The sequence below is a fragment of the Vibrio sp. B1REV9 genome (genome assembly GCF_905175395.2).
Classification (GTDB): domain Bacteria; phylum Pseudomonadota; class Gammaproteobacteria; order Enterobacterales; family Vibrionaceae; genus Vibrio; species Vibrio alfacsensis.
Genome location: NZ_HG992745.1, coordinates 110,198 through 130,469 on the forward strand (window position 1 = coordinate 110,198; position 20,272 = coordinate 130,469).

General features: G+C 44.3%; 17 protein-coding genes, 1 tRNA gene and 1 pseudogene. 8 read left to right on the forward strand and 11 right to left on the reverse strand.

The annotated features are described in order from the left end of the window. Window positions 1-74: 74 nt before the first annotated feature. From KHN78_RS05885 to folB, 3 genes are read right to left on the reverse strand one after another with little or no spacing between them, the layout of a single operon-like run. Window positions 75-878 (reverse strand): undecaprenyl-diphosphate phosphatase, encoded by an 804-nt coding sequence (locus KHN78_RS05885; RefSeq protein ID WP_211915440.1) that lies wholly within the window; start codon window positions 876-878, stop codon window positions 75-77. Window positions 879-893: 15 nt separating this feature from the next. Continuing rightward, a complete protein-coding gene (gene folK, locus KHN78_RS05890) occupies window positions 894-1,376 on the reverse strand; it encodes a 2-amino-4-hydroxy-6-hydroxymethyldihydropteridine diphosphokinase (protein WP_211915441.1) in 483 nt (160 codons plus the stop codon). Further along, entirely contained in the window at window positions 1,373-1,732 is a 360-nt protein-coding gene (gene folB / locus KHN78_RS05895; protein ID WP_005436044.1) for a bifunctional dihydroneopterin aldolase/7,8-dihydroneopterin epimerase, read from the reverse strand. Before folB ends, folK begins: the two co-directional genes overlap by 4 nt. A 266-nt stretch (window positions 1,733-1,998) precedes the next feature. Between folB and plsY the strand changes: the two genes are divergently transcribed. After that, on the forward strand, window positions 1,999-2,610 hold the full coding sequence (gene plsY / locus KHN78_RS05900; RefSeq protein ID WP_128811710.1) for a glycerol-3-phosphate 1-O-acyltransferase PlsY: 612 nt from the start codon (window positions 1,999-2,001) through the stop codon (window positions 2,608-2,610). Between the two features lie 28 nt (window positions 2,611-2,638). Here plsY and KHN78_RS05905 read toward each other — a convergent pair whose 3' ends face one another. Further along, entirely contained in the window at window positions 2,639-3,457 is an 819-nt protein-coding gene (locus KHN78_RS05905) for an alpha/beta fold hydrolase (RefSeq protein WP_211915442.1), read from the reverse strand. A gap of 119 nt (window positions 3,458-3,576) precedes the next feature. Then, complete coding sequence (gene tsaD, locus KHN78_RS05910) at window positions 3,577-4,593, reverse strand: tRNA (adenosine(37)-N6)-threonylcarbamoyltransferase complex transferase subunit TsaD (RefSeq protein WP_211916517.1); 1,017 nt, start codon at window positions 4,591-4,593, stop codon at window positions 3,577-3,579. Between the two features lie 230 nt (window positions 4,594-4,823). Between tsaD and rpsU the strand changes: the two genes are divergently transcribed. From rpsU to KHN78_RS05935, 5 genes are all read left to right on the forward strand, one after another. After that, window positions 4,824-5,039, forward strand: a complete 216-nt coding sequence (gene rpsU, locus KHN78_RS05915; protein ID WP_001145625.1) for a 30S ribosomal protein S21 — start codon at window positions 4,824-4,826, stop codon at window positions 5,037-5,039. A 28-nt stretch (window positions 5,040-5,067) separates the two neighbouring features. Beyond that, window positions 5,068-5,511, forward strand: coding sequence for a GatB/YqeY domain-containing protein (locus KHN78_RS05920; protein WP_211915443.1), 444 nt, complete (start codon window positions 5,068-5,070; stop codon window positions 5,509-5,511). A 147-nt stretch (window positions 5,512-5,658) separates the two neighbouring features. Next, window positions 5,659-7,419, forward strand: a complete 1,761-nt coding sequence (gene dnaG, locus KHN78_RS05925) for a DNA primase (protein ID WP_211915444.1) — start codon at window positions 5,659-5,661, stop codon at window positions 7,417-7,419. A 99-nt stretch (window positions 7,420-7,518) separates the two neighbouring features. Then, on the forward strand, window positions 7,519-9,387 hold the full coding sequence (rpoD, locus tag KHN78_RS05930) for an RNA polymerase sigma factor RpoD (RefSeq protein WP_211915445.1): 1,869 nt from the start codon (window positions 7,519-7,521) through the stop codon (window positions 9,385-9,387). 144 nt (window positions 9,388-9,531) lie between these two features. Further along, a tRNA-Ile gene (locus tag KHN78_RS05935) sits at window positions 9,532-9,607 on the forward strand. An 860-nt stretch (window positions 9,608-10,467) separates the two neighbouring features. On the opposite strand, the gene KHN78_RS05940 is transcribed toward KHN78_RS05935, so the two are convergent. The 4 genes from KHN78_RS05940 to KHN78_RS05955 form a co-directional block, all read right to left on the reverse strand. After that, the gene (locus KHN78_RS05940) at window positions 10,468-11,613 is read right to left on the reverse strand and encodes a DUF723 domain-containing protein (protein ID WP_211915446.1); all 1,146 of its coding nucleotides are present in this window, start codon (window positions 11,611-11,613) and stop codon (window positions 10,468-10,470) included. A 249-nt stretch (window positions 11,614-11,862) separates the two neighbouring features. Continuing rightward, window positions 11,863-12,024 carry a hypothetical protein gene (locus KHN78_RS05945; RefSeq protein WP_211915447.1) on the reverse strand — a complete coding sequence of 54 codons (162 nt, stop codon included), beginning with the start codon at window positions 12,022-12,024 and terminating at the stop codon, window positions 11,863-11,865. A gap of 828 nt (window positions 12,025-12,852) precedes the next feature. Next, window positions 12,853-13,323, reverse strand: a complete 471-nt coding sequence (locus tag KHN78_RS05950; protein WP_211915448.1) for a hypothetical protein — start codon at window positions 13,321-13,323, stop codon at window positions 12,853-12,855. Between the two features lie 459 nt (window positions 13,324-13,782). Further along, window positions 13,783-14,067 (reverse strand): D-fructose-6-phosphate amidotransferase, encoded by a 285-nt coding sequence (locus KHN78_RS05955; protein WP_128811714.1) that lies wholly within the window; start codon window positions 14,065-14,067, stop codon window positions 13,783-13,785. A 311-nt stretch (window positions 14,068-14,378) separates the two neighbouring features. Between KHN78_RS05955 and KHN78_RS05960 the strand changes: the two genes are divergently transcribed. Beyond that, the gene (locus tag KHN78_RS05960; protein ID WP_211915449.1) at window positions 14,379-15,434 is read left to right on the forward strand and encodes a DUF4382 domain-containing protein; all 1,056 of its coding nucleotides are present in this window, start codon (window positions 14,379-14,381) and stop codon (window positions 15,432-15,434) included. Between the two features lie 78 nt (window positions 15,435-15,512). Here KHN78_RS05960 and glmS read toward each other — a convergent pair whose 3' ends face one another. Further along, on the reverse strand, window positions 15,513-17,345 hold the full coding sequence (gene glmS / locus KHN78_RS05965) for a glutamine--fructose-6-phosphate transaminase (isomerizing) (RefSeq protein WP_211915450.1): 1,833 nt from the start codon (window positions 17,343-17,345) through the stop codon (window positions 15,513-15,515). Window positions 17,346-17,527: 182 nt separating this feature from the next. Next, a complete protein-coding gene (locus KHN78_RS05970; protein ID WP_211915451.1) occupies window positions 17,528-18,289 on the reverse strand; it encodes a DeoR/GlpR family DNA-binding transcription regulator in 762 nt (253 codons plus the stop codon). A 432-nt stretch (window positions 18,290-18,721) separates the two neighbouring features. Between KHN78_RS05970 and pykF the strand changes: the two are divergent. Beyond that, window positions 18,722-20,133 (forward strand): annotated as a pseudogene (gene pykF, locus KHN78_RS05975) (pyruvate kinase PykF). Window positions 20,134-20,272: the final 139 nt, after the last annotated feature.

Genomic DNA, 20,272 nt, shown 5'->3' on the forward strand with positions numbered 1-20,272 from the left:
CCCACTCAACTGAGTGGGCATTTTAAATTTATCTGACGCTCTTGGTAGAACAGCGTTCTTCATCGAGCTGTGAGCTACGCACTCAGTAAGATGGCAAACAAGCCAAAACCTAGAATCAGACGGTAGATAACAAATGGCGTCATACCCATGCGTGAAATCATCTTCAAAAAGAAGTGAATGCAGATGTACGCACTGATGAACGACGTGACAATACCCGTCAATAAGAAACCAACGTGCACCGGCTCTCCACTCGTCACAAGTTTCATCCCTAAATAACCACCCGCTAGTGTGATAATCGGAATAGACATTAAAAATGAGAATCGAGCGGCAGCTTCACGAGTAAAGCCAAGGTAAAGTGCAGCAGTGATAGTTGCGCCAGAGCGAGATGTACCAGGGATCATCGCCAGAGCCTGCGCAATACCAATGAACAAGGCTTTTTTCCAACCAGTTTGATACTCATCAGCAATGAGCTTCGCGTTCTTATCTACCCACCAAAGCAGCAAACCAAAAATGATGGTGGTGGTCGCAATAACATAAGCACTGCGCAGGTAAACCTCAATGATGTCTTTCATTAATAGGCCAAACACACACGCAGGGATCGTCGCGATCACAATCATCCATGCAAGCTTAGACTCTTTACTGCGTTCGCCTTTAAAGATCGAACCAAATAGTGCGCGAAACAGCGTGATCACTTCTTGACGGAAGTAAATCACCACCGCCATTAACGTCCCCACGTGAACCGCAACGTCAAATGCCAAGCCTTGGTCTTCCCAACCAAAAATCGCCGATGGCAAGATCAAGTGTGCTGAACTAGAGATCGGTAAAAACTCAGTAAGCCCCTGAATAAGAGCCAAAATAAAGGCTTCAAAATAACTCATGTAAATAGCTCAAAATTAAAAAGAAAAAGAAACGGGTTTGAGTGAGTCGATAGGCTGCATCGCTAGCCAAACCTCTGCGATTGTTCGTCCATCACCTGGTATCACCAAATGAGGTTCGAGATCATACAGAGGCTTTGTGACAAAAGGATATTTATAGATATCACTGCGAGGTAGCTCAGGTTTTTGTTGCGAAACACACTCACCAAACAAAACGATATCGAGATCTAACGTGCGATCTTGATACTTCTGTGCATCTTCTTCTCGTCCCCATTTGTATTCGATTTCACGTAAACGATCACTGAGCTCGTTAAGTGATAAATGAGTAGAAAAGCCGATGACAAAATTATAAAAACGAGAACTGCTGAACCCGATAGGCTCGCATTCATATATCGGCGATACGCAAAGATCAGAGCCTAACTGCTGTAACTCTTGGAAAGCTATCTTCGCATGTCGCTCTCTATCAATATTCGTACCTATTCCGATATAGGCTTTTATCATGCTTGGCCTCGTTCAATCACGACACCTACGGCGCGAGCTTGAGGAACCGCACCCGGTTTCGCTAAGCGAATTTTCACCCAAGGCACAGAAAAGCGTTGCATGATCAGCTCTGCAACTTCTTCTGCAACGCGCTCTACCAACAAAAAGCGACCATTCTCGATGTGATTCAATACCGCTTCACTCACTTGTGAGTAATCCAAAGCATCTTGCACATCATCGCTCTTGCCTGCTGGCTTATTGTCATGTGCCATTTCAATGTCTAAAACTAACTTTTGCTTGATCTGCTGCTCCCAATCGTAAACGCCGATTGTTGTGATCACTTCAAGTTGTTCAATAAAGACTTTATCCAGAGCCATCTTGTGTCCTTCTGTTTCAGAGGTCGGATACCCATTTAGGGCAATTTGATCGTAAAATTCTATACCCAAGCCACCTAAGTGACCGACAGCCAAATAGCAAGGGCGAAAAAGCCGCTTGGGTATAGAAGCGGTGAAGCCCCTTTATATACAAGAAAACTCATAATGCAAGTTCAATCGCAGAGAGTGATTTTGATCACCGCAGAATCGCGCTATGATAGCAACTACTCTGGAACTGAGCATTAATTTCCAATCCATCAAGGACCTCTATGGACGCACTGGCTCTCATAATGACAATGGCCGCATACTTGCTGGGCTCGATCTCCAGCGCGGTATTGATTTGTCGTTTGTTAAAACTGCCAGACCCTCGTGATGTCGGCTCTCATAATCCTGGAGCTACCAATGTTCTGCGCATCGGGGGCAAAGGCGCTGCTGCGTCTGTACTGCTTTGCGATATGCTCAAAGGCACCATCCCTGTTTGGGGAGGCTATTTCTTAGGCATCGATCCAATTATTCTTGGGGTCATCGCCATAGCCGCTTGTTTAGGTCACATGTACCCTATCTTCTTCCATTTTAAAGGAGGGAAAGGCGTCGCAACCGCATTAGGCGCAATTGCACCTATCGGATTAGACCTAACTGGTCTGGTGATGATCACTTGGCTCTTAGTGGCCGTATTATTCCGCTACTCTTCGCTTGCCGCTTTAGTGACGGTACTGGTCACGCCTTTCTATGCTTGGATGTTTAAGCCGCAATACACCTTGCCCGTTGCCATGCTGTGCTGTTTGATTGTCTTTAAACACCACCAAAACATTCGTCGGCTACTTTCTGGTGAAGAACCAAAGATCGGTGAGAAAAAACTGGCAGAAAAAAACTCGGCATAATACCGAGTTTTCGTTTGGGATTGATTCCCTACTGCACGTGCACGCTATTTAAGAAATCAATCAGCATCTGATTCACAAATTCTGGTTGTTCAAGTGAGCTAATGTGGCCTGCTTGTGGGATCTCCACCAGTTTGCTGCCCGTAATACAATCGCTCATCAAGTAAGACTCAAACACTGGACGCGGTTTATCTTCTCGACCAACAGCAATCAAGGTTGGCAAAGCAAACATTTCAGAATCTTCAATCACATCACGACGACCAAATACCATGCGACCAATTCGGGCTACTTCGACCGCTCGCTCGCCATGTAATGATTCAAGCCTCTGTCTAAATGATGCAACCAGTTCGGGATTAATTTGCTCGGCATTATTCGCAAAGAACAATGGCGTTACCGCATCCACAATCGATGCTGGTACAGACTGAAGTTCATCGATGGTATCAAGCATTGTGAAGTATTTCTTGTGTGCCACTTCCGGCTCTAAACCGATAAAAGTATCCATCAGTACCAAGGATTTCACTCGCTGTGGTGCTTGAGAAGTTAACTCAGCTCCCCACATACCACCAACCGATAAACCAATAATAGAGAATTGCTCGATTTCTAGGTGGTCCATCAATGCTAACATGTGCTGAGCATAATCCACCAACGAACGCATAGACCTCGGTGCGTTATCGGATTCACCATGCGCCCAAAGGTCTGGCACAATACAGCGATATGATTGGCTCAATACTTCGATTTGAGTCGCCCACATTTGGCTATCCCAAAGATAACTGTGGCCAAACAGTAATACTGGCCCCTTTCCCTTATCTAAGTATGCGAGTGACTGACCTTCAATTTCAATTTTGTTCATGCTTATTTCCATGTGTCGGTTTGAACGTATCCATCATTTCAACGGTGTCCAAAGAGACCATAAACAAAAGGTCTCTGCATTCAGAGACCTTTCAAATTAACGAATCATTTTAGTCAAGACTACGCAATCGGCTTGAGTTGATCAATCGGCCAACGCGGACGTGCTTCTACAGCCATGTCAGACACTTCGCCATTCTTCAGGCGTTGCATACCAGCGTACGCAATCATCGCGCCATTATCTGTACAAAATTCAGTACGTGAGTAGTAAACTTCGCCGCCAACTTTCTTCGCTAACTTCTCAAGTTCCGCTCGCAAGCGACGGTTAGCACTCACGCCACCCGCAATAACGATGCGTTTCATACCGGTTTGTTCAAGTGCTCGCTTACATTTAATCGCGAGTGTTGCGCATACCGCATCTTCGAATGCGTAAGCAATATCGGCACGAGTCTGTTCATCATCACCGTTGGCTGCAATCGTGTTTGCTGTAAAGGTTTTTAGACCAGAAAAACTCATGTCCAAACCAGGTACATTCGTCATCGGACGTGGAAACTTAAAGCGACCCGGCGTGCCTTTTTCTGCCAGCTTAGACAGTAATGGACCACCTGGGTAATCCAAGCCCATCAGTTTAGCGGTTTTATCAAAGGCTTCACCCGCGGCGTCATCAATTGACTCACCAAGGATCTTATACTCACCAATGCCTTTTACTTCGACCATCATAGAGTGGCCGCCTGACACCAATACCGCCACAAATGGGAACGGTGGTGGGTTATCTTCGAGCATAGGCGCCAACAAGTGACCTTCCATATGGTGAACAGGTACGGCTGGCACTCCCCACGCGTAAGCAATACTGCGGCCAATCGTTGCTCCAACCAATAACGCACCAACTAAACCCGGACCCGCCGTGTACGCCACACCATCAATATCTTTCGGCGTTAAGTTTGCTTCTTTCAACGCTGCTTTAATAAGAGGAATGGTCTTCTTAACATGGTCACGTGAAGCTAACTCAGGAACAACGCCACCATAATCTGCGTGTAGCTTAATTTGGCTGTATAATTGGTGTGACAACAAGCCTTTTTCATCATCATAGATTGCGATGCCTGTCTCGTCACAAGAGGTTTCAATACCGATAATGCGCATGGTTTTCTCAGTATGCTTTCTGTCTAGAGGAAATTTGGGCGTCATATTACCCTGCCTTTCCCTTTCAAACAAATTTTGTACAGACAATAAACGATAAAAGGCTTTACAAAGCTGTTGTGATCGGATTAAAATTCCGCACCATTTTTGATCAAGCTGGTAAGTGATCAAACAATTGTGATTTGGTCCATTGAACGCCAGCGTTAACGAATAACCCCTGAGGTGAAAGGCATATGCCAGTAGTTAAAGTACGTGAAAACGAACCGTTCGACGTTGCACTACGTCGTTTCAAGCGCTCTTGCGAAAAAGCAGGTATCCTTTCTGAAGTGCGTCGTCGTGAGCACTACGAAAAACCAACTACAGTTCGCAAACGCGCTAAAGCAGCAGCTCAAAAGCGTCACGCTAAGAAGCTAGCTCGCGAAAACGCTCGTCGCGTTCGCCTGTACTAATAACTGAGCTCCCGAAAGGAATTTAGTTATGGCTCTGATTGATCAACTCAAAGAAGAGCAAAAATTAGCGATGAAAGCCAAGGACAAATTGCGCCTTGGCACTATTCGTTTAGCCCTGTCAGCAATTAAACAACGTGAAGTTGACGAACAGATCACTCTGTCCGATGACGACATTATTGCTGTGTTGACTAAAATGGTTAAACAACGTCGCGATTCTGTTACGCAATATGAAGCGGCTGGTCGTCAAGATCTTGCTGATGTGGAACAAGCAGAAATTACCGTTCTTGAGGACTTTATGCCTCAACCACTGACAGATGAAGAAGTTGCCTCTCTTATCGAGAAAGCAATTGTTGAATCTGGTGCAGCTGGCATGCAAGACATGGGCAAAGTAATGGGCGTTCTGAAGCCACAAATTCAAGGGCGTACAGATATGGGTAAAGTGAGCGGTTTAGTTCGCGCTAAATTGGCTTAACATCCCACCCAATTGCAGCAAGCCGTGCTATCCTTTGGAACGCACGGCTTGTTTGTATCTGGATAACTGATTTGATACGCACCCCTTGTGCGATTGCTTTATTCACTTATCTACCTATCTCATTTGTTTCTTTTTTTGTTAGGTTTTATGGCTGGACACATCCCTCGCAGTTTTATTGATGATCTCCTAGCTCGGCTTGATATTGTCGACATCATCGACGCACGCGTGAAACTTAAGAAAAAAGGCAAAAACTACGGTGCTTGCTGCCCTTTCCACAATGAAAAGACCCCTTCTTTCAGCGTCAGCCAAGAGAAGCAGTTCTATCACTGTTTTGGATGTGGTGTGCACGGCAATGCCATCGACTTCGTTATGGAGTTCGAACGGCTCGATTTTGTCGAAGCCATAGAAGAGTTAGCTTCCTACCTCGGACTAGATGTTCCGCGTGAACAGCGAAGCGGTTGTGGACAATCCCAATCTGGCCCACAAGCAAGCAGCAGCGAAAAGCGCAGCCTTTACGATCTCATGGGCAATATTGGGCAGTTTTATCGTAACCAACTCAAACAGCCGGCAAGTAAAGTCGCGATTGAATACCTTAAAAACCGCGGCCTATCCGGTGAGATAGTTCAAAAGTTTGGTATTGGCTATGTAGCTGATGAGTGGGATTTAGTTCGTAAGAACTTCGGCCAACAAAAAGACAATCAAGACATGCTGGTAACCGGTGGCATGTTGATTGAAAACGAAAAAGGTAACCGCTACGACCGCTTCCGTGGTCGTATTATGTTCCCTATTAGAGATCGCCGTGGGCGTGTAATTGGCTTTGGTGGTCGGGTACTTGGCGATGGCACACCTAAATACCTCAACTCACCAGAAACGCCTATATTTCATAAAGGTAAAGAGCTTTACGGCCTGTATGAAGTATTGCAAGCATACCGTGAACCGCCACGAATTTTAGTGGTTGAAGGTTATATGGATGTTGTCGCGCTAGCCCAGTATGGCGTAGATTACTCTGTTGCTTCACTCGGAACATCCACCACTGGCGATCACATTCAGATGTTGTTCCGTCAGACCAATACCGTAGTGTGTTGTTACGATGGTGACCGTGCTGGTAAAGAAGCGGCATGGCGTGCATTGGAAAATGCGCTTCAGTACCTAAAAACGGGTAATACGTTAAAGTTCTTATTCCTACCAGATGGTGAGGACCCTGACAGCTACGTACGTAAATATGGTAAAGCGGCACTTGAGCAGCAAATAGAGCACGCGACGCCACTATCAAGTTACTTGTTTGACAACCTCATTGAACTTCACCAAATTAATTTAGGGAATCATGAGGGTAAATCAGCACTAAGAGCCTACGCCAGTGCCTTGATCGACAAAATTCCTGACCCATACTTTCAGGAGTTACTTGAAAAACTTTTGGATGAGCGTACGGGGTTTGACAACAACTTACGTCAGGCTCGTAGAAAAAATACGGATACTCGACCTCAGCCGCATAAAGAGATCAAACGAACGCCAATGCGTGAGGTTATCGCTCTACTTATCCAAAATCCGAGCTATGCTCAAATGGTACCGGATCTCTCAAGCGTAAAAGAGCTATCCATACCAGGTTTAAGTTTATTTGTTGATGTACTTGATAAATGTCAATCGCATCCCCATATCAACACAGGCCAATTATTAGAGCATTGGCGCAACAGCCAAAATGAGACACTTCTGTCTCGTCTTGCGAGCTGGGATATCCCCCTCGATGAAGACAATCAAGAAGAAGTATTTTTTGACTCACTGGACAAAATCATTGCCCAGTGCGTAGAAAAACAAATTGAAAACCTGCAGGCCAAAGCAAGAAGTGTCGGTTTATCAACCGAAGAAAAAAGGGAGCTTCAAGATTTAATCATGAGAGACTTGAAAGCGTAACCCTGATTAATTAGTCAGCAACAATTTAATTTGTTATAGTAAGTGGTTTGCATTTCGCATACTGATTCCTTCACCAGATTACGAAGTTGGATACCGTCTATGGATCAAAATCCGCAGTCACAGCTAAAGTCACTTGTTATTAAAGGCAAGGAACAAGGCTATCTGACCTACGCCGAAGTAAATGACCACCTACCTGCTGAAATCGTAGATTCAGAACAGGTAGAAGACATCATTCAAATGATCAACGACATGGGTATCAAGGTAGTAGAAACTGCCCCAGATGCTGATGATCTTGCACTGAACGATGACACAAACATTACCGATGAAGATGCAGCTGAAGCTGCAGCAGCAGCACTTTCTAGCGTAGAAAGTGAAATTGGTCGTACAACAGACCCAGTACGTATGTACATGCGTGAAATGGGTACTGTTGAGCTGCTGACTCGCGAAGGCGAAATCGACATCGCAAAACGCATTGAAGAAGGTATTAACCAAGTTCAATCGTCTGTTGCTGAATACCCAGGCACTATCCCTTACATTCTTGAGCAGTTCGACAAAGTTCAAGCTGAAGAGCTACGCCTTACAGACCTGATCTCTGGATTCGTTGATCCTGATGCAGAAGATACTGCTGCACCTACGGCAACGCACATCGGTTCTGAATTGTCTGAAACTGATCTTGAAGATGAAGACGAAGAAGACGTTGAAGATGATGATGAAGACAGCGATGACGATTCAGAATCGGAAACAGAAGAAGACGTAGGTATTGATCCTGAGCTAGCGCTTGAGAAATTCAACCAGCTACGCAGCACTTACCAAAACCTTCAGCTTGCGATCAACGAGCACGGCTACGAAAGCCCGAAAGCAACTGTTGCTAACGAGCTAATGCTAGACGTATTCAAAGAGTTCCGTCTAACGCCAAAACAGTTCGATCACCTAGTGAATGAACTGCGTACAGCAATGGATCGTGTTCGCACACAAGAACGTTTAATCATGAAAGCTGCGGTTGAATACGGCAAAATGCCGAAGAAATCATTCATCGCACTGTTCACTGGTAATGAATCAAATGATGCTTGGTTAGATGAAGTGCTTGCTTCAGACAAACCATACGCAGAAAAGATCAAACGCAGTGAAGAAGAGATTCGTCGTTCAATCATGAAACTAAAAATGATTGAAGAAGAGACATCTCTGACTGTACAAAGCATTAAAGATATCAGCCGTCGCATGTCTATCGGTGAAGCGAAAGCTCGTCGTGCGAAGAAAGAGATGGTTGAAGCGAACTTACGTCTAGTAATTTCTATCGCTAAGAAATACACCAACCGTGGTCTACAGTTCTTGGATCTTATCCAAGAAGGTAACATCGGTCTGATGAAAGCGGTAGATAAGTTCGAATACCGTCGTGGTTACAAGTTCTCGACTTACGCAACGTGGTGGATCCGTCAGGCTATCACTCGTTCTATCGCAGACCAAGCACGTACGATTCGTATTCCGGTACACATGATCGAAACGATCAACAAGCTAAACCGTATCTCTCGTCAAATGCTACAAGAGATGGGTCGTGAACCGTTACCGGAAGAACTGGCAGAGCGTATGCAAATGCCAGAAGACAAGATTCGTAAAGTTCTGAAAATCGCTAAAGAGCCTATCTCTATGGAGACACCTATCGGTGACGACGAAGATTCGCATCTAGGTGATTTCATCGAAGATACAACGCTAGAACTACCGTTAGATTCTGCAACAGCGACAAGCCTAAAAATGGCAACAAAAGATGTCCTTGCCGGCCTAACGCCACGTGAAGCGAAAGTACTTCGTATGCGCTTTGGTATCGACATGAACACTGACCACACTCTAGAAGAGGTGGGTAAGCAGTTCGACGTTACTCGTGAACGTATCCGTCAGATCGAAGCAAAAGCTCTACGTAAGCTTCGTCACCCAAGCCGTTCAGAAACACTGCGCAGCTTCTTAGACGAATAATCCAAGCGATTAAAATCAAAAAAGGTGACCCTAGGTCACCTTTTTTATTATTGACGATACTAAGTGAATAAAAACTAAGCGCAATTGCCCTATCTAGTGTCTAGACACCTTGCAACGCTTCCCCTATAATCGTTCACCTATTAAGGCCCCTTAGCTCAGTGGTTAGAGCAGTCGACTCATAATCGATTGGTCCCCAGTTCAAGTCTGGGAGGGGCCACCAAATTCTTGATAAGGCGTATGGAGAAATTCATACGCCTTTATCTTTTCTAGTCCGGTCCATATCCGGTCCGCAATGACTTCCGGTAAGCTCTAGTCCATCGACCTAACCGAATCTCCCCACGTAGTCACCACAGAACCACATTCCCAATCTCAAGCCGATATTCGCTAACAGAATCGTCATTCATCTGTCTGAGTGTAACCTGAGCCAATTGATGCCACTTAACACCACTGCCGGACCACAGAAAAACTCGCCGCCTAAACCAACAAAAATATAACCAACATCCGTTCCCTTAGGCTCCAGTTATTAATATATAGATGATTTAGATACCTAGTTAAGAGAGGGAATGACCACCCATGATCCAAAAGCTAATGAAGCTGATAGTTCAGGGGAAAACAGCATTCTAACGACCAATTACCATCTCAGGGTAATTGGTCGGTTTTATCGTAAAGCCATTCAACTAGAACCACCTCAGACTCACTCTCAGGGCCAGAACCAGCCGCTAAGCACTAGACTGATATTCATACTCGAATCAGGGATAACTCTGCCCTAGGTGACTGTAGTGCGATTCTGCTATGTACTAGGGTGCTGAGTCGGCTGGCTGGTATCAGATGAATTACCCTGAGAAATTCAGATAGAGTTCCGTTGCGGATACCGTCGACGCCGTCGGGGAAACCACTAAAAATTACGTTAAAGACCGGAGGAAGACCGGACGAGAGAAATTGGTGCTGTGATTCGGGGAAAGCTATGTCTTGGAAGTCAGGTAGAGCAAGGCTTGAGGGATGATAGCTAGGTCAGTCTAGTGTGACCGACCCAGCGATCTAGGCTTTTAGGTTGGGTTGGTGTGTATTGAGGAAGTTGAATTAATCCGTCATCTTATCATTAGGCTTTTCATATACAATTATCCCATTTTCCCTTAAAGCACTCATACACACTCTCCAGATTACGTAGCTATCAAATTGTCCAATTTCTTTTGATACTTTTCCATCATTCTGAATAAAACCAACAATGTCCATTGACGAACAAGCTTCCTTCTCTAACAACAAAGGAATGTGTCCGTCAGAGAACTCAAACAGGTAAATTTGTTCCACTACACCATTGATGTTTCGCTTATTGTCTTTGAGACGTTGCTCTGGTTTGTTTGTGATGCCGACTTTCATTAAGTCATTATCAATCTTTAGAATGTAGAGGAACCCCGTAATATTAGGGTTGTAGTAACCATTTTTACCACATTCCGGACAGCCACAACCTTGCAGATGGTTACTAGATACCTGTATAAAATCCCCATGCTCTGGACAGGTTACCGTTACCTTACCTTTATCAGTTGTGTAAATTGCTCTAGGGTAGCTGTATTTCCCTTCATGAACCCTGCTTGCCTTTTCAATAAAGCTCTCAGTGTCAGTTACCAGTATCCCTGCGCATTTAGAGCATCTTTTACCTGCAAGATGATTACTTGGGTGTTGCTCAAAATCCCCGTGCTCTGGGCAGGTTATGATTACATTTACAAAAGCTCCTTTATACTCAACCTTCGAGTAATCGTACTTCTTGCCATGCACCTTAATTGCATCTTCAATGAACTGTTCAGTGGACTTCAGAAACAAAGATTGTTTTGCCTCCATTACACAGCTCTTACAGCCGTTGCGCCCTGAAATATGGTCCCGAGGGGTTTGCGTAAAGTCCCCGTGATCTGGGCAGGTTATGATTACCTTGCAACAATGACCATTCCAAATCACTTTAGAGTAATCGAACTTAACTTGATGCACTTTGGTTGCCCTTTCAATAAATTTCGCCTTACCAGCAATTTTCCATTTGTCGGCTCGACAACCGGGACAGCCTTCTCTTCCATTCAAATGGTCATTAGGGGTCTGCTCAAAATTCCCGTGTACTGGACAGGTTATGGTTACAGGATCGTGGGTAAGTTGATAAGCGACAGCATCGTATTTGTACTTTTCACCATGAACCCCCCTAGCTCGCTGAATAAATTCTTCATTCGTTAACTTTCTAACCATGGGATCACCAATTTATCTAGAAACTAACCAACGGCTACTTATGAAAACAAGGCTCGGAAATCATTGCTATACGGTAAAGTTGCCTCATTAGAACCAATATCAACTTTAATTCCAGCACATTTGGTGCAGCCTTTACCCGACAAGTGGTAACTTGCCTTCATTGTTAAGTCCCCCTGAAATTGGTAGACTATGGTTACTGTACATTTACTCCACTGCATGTTTTTTTGGACATTGTCACGATCACCTTATTCAAAGCCATTTATTTTTGATGCCTTTTTCTGTTAGCTCAATCAGAATTGCATAGATATCATGTTCAACACTGCAATCATCAGAAACAACCCTGTCCGCAATCAATTCCAGTAAACGTTCAGGTTTGACGCCTAGCTGCCTCGCCTTAGCATCAACTAACATTTGCATCTCCATATGTCCCCCCCTGTGTGTAACCTTTGTGCCATCTGAATTTAATTTTGTATTGAGACGCTAGTTGTCTCACCCCGTATGCCAAACCGATATCGCGTGTGTACACACGTAACACGCTACCAGGAGACAGCGAATCGCCTGATTGTGATAGTTCAACAGCAGTATCAGCAATCAGTCTAAGTCCGATGCTTGTCTCCAGAGTGGAACCAGACACCCAACGGTCACTCCATCGACCACAGGTAGCAATCGTCGATTGTTCGATGCCGCAATTACAGTAACATCACATGGAGCCTGCTTCAGTTTCAACGGTCCCAAGTTATCTGAATCCAATACCCATATCTCCATGCCTGTACCCCCACACAAGCCTGTACAAATATACAGCAAGGTTAGACTATTGCTGATATAATTTCTAGACACTACATGAACGAGACAGACACTTTATGGGGAAAAAATGGCACAGTTGTTGTTCAATACAGGGATAAGCTCAGAATAGTTCCCGCAAAGCAGTCAGCTAAATTAGCCGATAGTCAGCTAGAGTTAGTTGCTGGCGTTCAACAGGTCTGAGTGTCGATGTTTTGTATTAGAACACGACCTCATCGTACGCCATTGATATATCGCGAGGATTTGTCTACCAGTAGCATTTTGCACAACGACCTACATATTCTAATGCGTTACGGGGATGCGAGGGCATTCCCATTCCGAGGGTTTGCAAGGTTAGATATAGTGCGTCCGATGAGGACGCAGTTTGTTAAAATCCTCTACGTTGAAGCGTTTGCACCAGATGGTGAATTGTCTGGTTTTGTACTGATTCCTCTCATGTCAGGTTTGTTGATCTTTCACTAAGAGCAGTAATGCATCTCTGTTCTCTTGGTACTTTTCCGATACGACATGCTGATACATAGAAGCTCCGGCTCTCGTAGCTAGACCAAGGCCTCGTACTATGGCAGCACAAAATCCCTGATTGTTCGCTGAGCCTTTTTCATACAATTCTTTATACAACTGGCTTTTCCACGGCTTATCACCTTGAGACTCTATTAGTGCTAGTAGCTGAGATAGTTGAATCCAGTGCTTTGAATGCAACCCTGCCCCACCGGATTGCCCTGCAATACGAAAGTAGAGTTGTTGGTCTTTACTGTTCTGCGCAATTTCATAAATCACCGTCCCTATGGCTCTAACGCCCAACTTGGGAACCTCACCTGATTTCAACACATTAGAAAATGGATTGTCTGTTGAGGGGCTGCCTTTGATATCTGCCTGAGTATTTTGCTCATTTGTTTTTGGCTTTTTCATAGTAATTCCTTGAACTTATTTAGCTAGAAATAGGAAAGCCCCTCACCAGTCGAATCTAGTAAGGGACCTTACAATTCAATAATATAAGTTCATATCAACACTTATTACGTCTAAGAATTCTTCCTGTCTTTTCCGGTCCCACTCCGGTCTTTCTGAACACTCTCAATCCAAACATTTTCTGATTTTCCGCGACGGTGGCGACGGTAGATTCAGCACTGAATTTCGATAAGTGGTTGCGAGGTAAGGCAAGGGAGAGTTTGCAGGTGAGGTTCATGGGAGCGTTGCTATGTTGATTCCACGGCGTATGGGTTAGGGACTTCGCTCATAATCGATTGGTCCCCAGTTCAAGTCTGGGAGGGGCCACCAAATTCCATAAGGCCTGAGAGCGTTTTCGCTGTCAGGCTTTTTTCGTTTTTAGTCCTCTGGACTACCTATGGACTACATCCTGTCAGTTAGAACTCAATGCGCGCTGACCGCCCTCTCTAACTCTAAAGCTCGGGCTTTATATTCTTGAGTTGCCGATACTAAGGTAGGTCGATTAATGATTCGCCACAAAAAGAATGGCGGAATCAAAAACGCGACAAAGTAAAACGATTCATGAAAGAACGTATTCGCGATGTTATTCTGGTGCTCATACCACGCCGTCAGAGCAAAGATATCCAATAGGATACCCAACACACCAAACACAACAGAAATGATGACAACGAGTCCTAGCAATTCTCGAAGATAGTGTTTATAAGCCATTTTTTGTCATTCCATCTAGACAATAACGTCACATAAAATTACGCCTCTCTCAACCCGCCAGAGTTGATTTGTATCAACGTTGATATCGAACCAATAAGAACTTAGTTTTATAAAAAAGAGCTTGATAGTTGCAAATGATCTTACGTGCTTTGAATTCACTCTAATTAGTTTTTACTCCTCACAAGAGGCGATCATTACTCAATGAATGTTACAGTTCTATTAATAATTTACGTACTAAAAACCTGTCTCTGACATTATTCTCAATACTAAGACTATATTTTAAATACATATTTAAAATATAGTCGGAAACTATGAACAATTACACTTACCCTATTCTCGCGCTCTCGAGTGGACTCCTCTTAGTTGGTTGTGGCAGTGAAGACTCTACCTCACCACAAAATCCAGATTCAGCTACATTTTCTCTTGGCGTTTCTGATGCACCAGTAGATGACGCAAACAAAGTTGTCTTGGCGTTTGAAGATGTCGTTTTGGTTCCTTTCGATCCTGAAAGCGGTCAACAGACTGGCGACTACATTTTGCTAGATGCCAGAAATAATGGAGAGTTAAATCAAGTTGATTTAATGCAGTATCAGGGCAGTAACGCAAAAACTATTATTAGCGAGCAACAAATCCCTGCGGGCAACTATGCGATGTGCGTTTATGCCAAAGATGGGAAACAACTTGGTGACACTTCATTTTCTTATGTCGAAAAAACGGATGGTTCGGTTAAAGGTTTGGTGGTACCGAGCAAAGGAAGCTGCTTTGGTTTTAAACCAGATACCAGTGATCAAGGTCGTCTCAAGTTCTCGGGTAAAGGCGAGTTTGTAAGAATTGATGTGGGTCACAACAGCTATGTTGTGGAATTTGATTTACGTAATGGTCTCGCCGATCCTACTGGCAAAGATTACATGAACATGAATTCCAATGCTGTTAGCCTAGTCAATGCGTCTGAATCTGGCCATATTGGTGGTAAGGTGAACGAGGTACAATATCAAGCCTGTGAGGCTGACAGTGCAGCATGGAATGCAATCAATAACGTGCCACCAGTACATGCTGTTTACCTATACGCTGGCATAATGGATCGCACAACAATGGGTGATATGGGGGCTCCTGAGCCATTTAATACGCCTGTGGCAGCGGCCAACGTAAATACATCTGTAGACGGCGACGGGAATACCACGTATGACTACGAGTTTGGCTTCGTTGGGCCTGGCACCTATTCCATCGGCTACACCTGTACTGCATATATTGATGACTCAAACAGTCATCAAACATCAGACGATGGTTTCCTTATCTATCAACATTACACGCCAGTAGAAGTGGACGCTCGTCAACATACCAAGCAAGACCTCGATCCTATCTTGTAATTAAATACGAACAAAAATAATACGCACTCATTAGAAAGTGAGTGGCGTAAAAAGAGAGCAGTTTTGGATTAAAAATGCTTACTCAACCGTTACCGCTTTTGCTAAGTTACGAGGTTGGTCTACGTCGGTACCTTTGATCAGCGCTACGTAGTAAGACAAAAGCTGCATTGGGATTGTGTAGTAGATTGCCGCTGTGATTTCACTTACGTGTGGCATCTTGATGATCTTCATCGTTTCATCCGCTTCGAAGCCTGCGTCTTCATCTGCAAATACGTAAAGCAAACCACCACGAGCTCGTACTTCTTCTACGTTCGATTTCAGTTTTTCCAACAGATCGTTGCTTGGCGCAACAACAACAACTGGCATGTCAGCATCAATCAGTGCGAGAGGACCATGTTTTAGCTCACCAGCTGCGTATGCCTCGGCATGGATATAAGAAATCTCTTTCAGTTTAAGAGACGCTTCCATGGCGATTGGGTAGAACTCGCCACGGCCTAAGAACAATGTGTGGTGCTTATCCGCAAAGTCCGTCGCCAATTCCTCAATCTCTTTCTCAAAAGATAGGGCGGCATTGATTTGCTTCGGTAACGCGTGCAACGCTTCTACGATCTCTTTTTCTTTTTCTTTGCTAATGCGGTTTTGCTGTTTACCAAGCGCCGTCACTAACATGAGTAATGCAGAAAGCTGAGTGGTGAACGCTTTGGTTGAAGCCACACCAATTTCCACTCCTGCACGAGTCATGAATGCAAAGTCGGACTCACGAACGAGAGAAGAACCTGCTACGTTACAGATCGTCATTGCCGCCATGTAACCTTTCTCTTTCGCAAGGCGAAGTGCTGCTAGTGTATCCGCCGTTTCACCAGATTGAGAAAGCGTGATCAGCAGACTATTAGGACGCGTTACAAACTTGCGGTAACGGAATTCAGACGCAATTTCTACGTCACAGCTCACGCCCGCAATATCTTCAAACCAGTAACGTGCGGTCATACCAGCATTGTAAGAAGTACCACATGCGACGATCTGTACGTGTTCTACTTTGCTCAGGATTTCTGCCGCGTTGACACCGATGGCTTCAGTAACAACAGAATCTGCCGTGATACGACCTTCCATTGTGTTGATCAACGCCGTTGGTTGCTCATAGATTTCTTTTTGCATGAAGTGACGGTACTGACCTTTATCGCCAGCGTCATGTTCTGCGTTTGATTCTGCAATTTCACGCTCAACACGCTCACCCGTTTCATCAAACACAGCCACCTCGCGGCGAGTGATTTCTGCAACATCCCCCTCTTCTAAGTACATGAAACGACGTGTCACGTTAAGAAGAGCAAGTTGGTCAGATGCAAGGAAGTTCTCACCTACACCAAAACCAATCACAATTGGGCTACCAGAACGAGCAACGACAATTCGAGATGGGTCTTTACGATCCATGACAACCGTGCCGTAGGCCCCCTCTAATTGCTTCGCGGTTTTCTGTAGCGCTTCAAGTAGTGTTTCTGATGTACGCAGCTCCCACTCAACTAAGTGAGCGATCACTTCGGTATCGGTTTGAGATTCAAAAACGTAGCCACGAGATTGAAGTAACGTTCGTAACGATTCATGGTTTTCAATGATACCGTTATGTACCACCGCGATATCACCAGACATGTGTGGATGCGCGTTGACTTCTGATGGTTCACCATGCGTTGCCCAGCGTGTGTGTGCAATACCAGTACCACCAATCACCTTTGCTTGTTCAACGGCATCAGCAAGCTCTTGTACTTTCCCCAAACGACGAATACGCGTTAGGTTAGCGTCACCATCGACAATCGCCACACCCGCAGAGTCATATCCGCGATATTCTAAGCGGCGCAGGCCTTCTACCAAAATTTCCGCAACGTCTCGTTGTGCTACTGCACCTACGATTCCACACATGTTTTTCTCTCCATTTATAATTTTGTTCTTCCCTGGCTTAATAACAATCGTAGTAAGTAATGGGTCATTTTAGCTTGTGATAACGCACGCTAACTCTGATCACTTACTTTGCTTGGTATCATTCCAATAGAGGCAGCAAGCAAAGGCCACTTTGGTTTGGGAAGGTAAAGATAATCCGGTGTTTAAGCGCAAATAACCTTTACGCCATGTTCTTCAATCTGTTTTTTGTGCTCAGGCTGTAAGTCTGCATCAGTAATCAGCACATCAATTTGTTGCCAAGCCAACTCTAAATTAGGGATCTTGCGTCCTACTTTCTCAGACTCGATCATCACAATAACTTCGCGTGATACTTCAGCCATAACTTTACTCAAGCCAACCAATTCGTTAAATGTTGTGGTTCCGCGCTCGAGATCGACCCCATCCGCGCCGATAAATAACTGGTCAAAGTCGTATGCTCGCAATACGGATTCGGCGACTTTGCCTTGAAAGGACTCTGAATGGGTATCCCACGTGCCACCCGTCATAAGTAACGTCGGTTCACTTTCTAATTCATTCAAAGCATTGGCGACGTGCAACGAATTTGTCATCACAACCAAACCACGTTTATCGTTCAATTGCTGAATAAGTGCCGCCGTTGTACTGCCGCTGTCGATAACAATTCGGTTGTGATCTCGGATCAAAGCTGCGGCTGATTTTGCAAGCTTTAACTTTCGAGTCGAAACAATCGGGCTCATTTCTTCATGAATAACTTCGGTAGGAATGGCGATAGCGCCACCATAACGACGTAAGAGCTGGCCATTTTTCTCCAAAGAAGCTAAGTCCTTTCTGATTGTGACTTCAGAGGTTTCAAACTTCTGAGCCAGTTCATCAACACTGACTTCACCCAGTTCATTTACTAGGTTAGAAATGGCATGTCTTCTTAGTTGCGTGTTTCGTTTCGACATTTTAATTTTATTTTTAAGTTTCGACATGAAACTTATTATAGTCAAACCGAAACTTTTTAGTCTATTTATTTCGATCTAAAAAATTAATAATTCTCGATAAAACCTTGTCCTAAGACAATTCTTAAACAGTGATATTGGATTCATTCAGTGGTAGAATTCGCGACCGAAAAGAAAAAAAATTACAGAATTGACGGTTATTTTTTTGCAACTTACTGCATATAAAGCGGCATTAGTCACAAAATAGTAACTAAAATCGCCGAACTTTTAGTCATAAAATGACTAAACTTGGTGAAAGACTTTCAGAACCTGAAGTTCCAATAATGTGGCGAAAAATCGGTAGGTGTCAGGCACTAAATGTCACCAAAAACGCCCCTACTTCAGAGTAAATACCGACTTTCAAATTGTAACTATACTTACCGGAGAGTATCTTCCATGAAAAAGACCAAAATCGTATGTACGATTGGCCCTAAAACTGAATCTGTAGAGAAGCTAACTGAACTAGTAAACGCAGGCATGAACGTTATGCGTCTTAACTTCTCTCACGGTGACTACGCAGAGCACGGCACTCGTATCGCGAACTTCCGTGAAGTAATGAAGAACACTGGCAAACAACTAGCTATCCTTCTAGATACTAAAGGTCCAGAAATCCGTACTATCAAACTAGAAGGCGGCAACGACGTTGATCTAGTAGCTGGTCAAGAATTCACTTTCACAACTGATATCTCAGTTGTTGGTAACAAAGACAAAGTTGCAGTAACTTACGCAGGTTTTGCTAACGACCTAAACGCTGGTAACACTATCCTTGTAGACGACGGTCTAATCGAGATGGAAGTTATCTCTACAACTGAAACTGAAGTTAAGTGTAAAGTTCTTAACAACGGTGCTCTAGGTGAAAACAAAGGTGTTAACCTACCTGGCGTTTCTGTAAACCTACCTGCTCTATCTGAAAAAGATAAGAACGACCTTAAGTTCGGTTGTGAGCAAGGCGTTGACTTCGTAGCTGCTTCTTTCATCCGTAAAGCTTCTGACGTTCAAGAAATCCGTGAAGTACTTGCTGCAAACGGCGGCGAGAACATCCACATCATCTCTAAGATTGAAAACCAAGAAGGTGTTGATAACTTCGACGAGATCCTAGAGCTTTCTGACGGCATCATGGTTGCTCGTGGTGACCTAGGTGTTGAAATCCCAGCAGAAGAAGTAATCTTCGCTCAGAAATGATGATCGAGAAGTGTAACCGTGCTCGTAAGATGGTTATCACTGCAACTCAAATGCTTGATTCTATGATCAACAACCCACGTCCTACTCGCGCAGAAGCAGGCGACGTTGCTAACGCAGTAATGGATGGTACTGATGCAGTAATGCTTTCTGGTGAAACGGCTAAAGGTAAGTACCCTGTTGAAGCGGTAACAATCATGGCTCAAATCGCTAAACGTACAGACTCTGTACTAAAAGCTGAGCTAGGTTCACGTCTAGATAGCCCACGTCTACGTATCACTGAAGCAGTATGTAAAGGTGCGGTAGACACAGCTGAGAAATTGGCTGCTCCACTAATCGTTGTTGCAACGGAAGGTGGTAAGTCTGCACGTTCAGTACGTAAGTACTTCCCAACTGCAAACATTCTAGCACTTACAACTAACACTAAGACTGCTGCACAGCTAGTTCTTACTAAAGGTGTTACTCCAGTCGTTGTTGATTCTATCGAGAACACTGATGCATTCTACGTAGCGGGTAAAGAACTTGCTCTAGAATCTGGTCTAGGCAACAAAGGCGACATCGTAGTGATGGTTTCTGGTGCTCTAGTCGCTTCAGGCACAACAAACACAGCTTCTGTACACGTTCTATAAGACTGAAGAATTCAATCATCAGTTAAATAAAAAAGAGGGCTTATGCCCTCTTTTTTTATATATTTTATCTTGCCCTCATAATCAGTACGCTATATTATCATTCACAACAGAACTACGTACCGTTTAATTTATCAATACG